The 1,102-nt window shown below is 46.6% G+C and carries 1 pseudogene; it reads left to right on the top strand.

Going from position 1 to position 1,102, the window contains the following annotated elements:
• Positions 1-468: 468 nt before the first annotated feature.
• A pseudogene (locus ACTHUM_RS14970) lies at positions 469-1,102 on the top strand (hypothetical protein); the annotation flags it as partial.

Here is a 1,102-nt window from a genome sequence, read left to right on the forward strand (position 1 = left end):
AGCCTTCTTTGGGTAATTCATTTAAGGCTATGAAGTTAAAGCGAATTCATTTTTTTCCAAACGATATTATCGTTTAGAAAATTGATAATAATTTGAAATAGAAAACTTCCGTTTTTCACACCTTAAAAATTTAAGGAAGCCGACTCATGAAAAAGGTCGTCTGAAAAACTAAATTCAGGTTTTTTCAGACGACCTTTTTGCCTTGCCTGACAAGGGTTATTTGTGCAGCCCGCATTCTTTGCTGCCCTTGCTGTCCCACCACTAGCAAGCCGTAGCCCATATGCAACCTAAACTCAACAAGGATGTGTGAGAAACGCACGTATGCGGTTCTCAAGGTTTGAGCTAAGAGGCCGTCTGAAAAAAGAAAAAACGTTTCAGACGTCCTTTCTTTCGACAAGTTGCCACAGCAATCAGAAAAAGTAGCCTGCATCACCTTATGCACTGAAACCGCCCAATCAAACTTAGTTCGACAAATATGCCAATGATCTCAAGCGCGAAGTTGAAAAACGCGAAGGCAGAAAAATCAGCAGCCAAGAAGCCGCGATGAGAATCCGCAGGCAGATACTGCGCTGGGTGGACAAAGGTTCCCAAGACGGCTATACCGATCAAAGCGTCATATCCCTTATCGGAATGAAAGGCGAAGACAAAGCCTTGGGTTATACTTGGGACTACCGCGACTACGGCGCAAGAAATCCGCAAGCCTACAACGATCCGAAGCTGTTTGAGGAATACCGCCGACAGGACAAACCCGAATACCGTAACCTGACCTGGCTGCACAGCGGGACAAAAGACACCAAAATCAGGCAGGAAGAGCGGAAAAACGAAGAGCTTGCGCTGAACGTTGCCGACTGGCTGATGAGCTTTGTCAACCCCAATCCGAGGATAAAAGCCCCGATTATTGCGGGAGTTGGCAACCTGAAAAACATCAAGCCGGCCGTTACCGGCAGCGATCCATTATTGTCAGGGGTCGGGAATATCCGTATTCCTGCAAATGGCAATGTTGCGAAGGGGGACAGGATTCCGGATACGGCATTGGCGTCGAAGAGTCATCAAAAGAATGATTTTGGTACGTCTAAAGGACAGGGGGCAGGGTCTTCTATAC

The sequence above is a fragment of the Neisseria sp. P0021.S006 genome, from assembly GCF_051956895.1.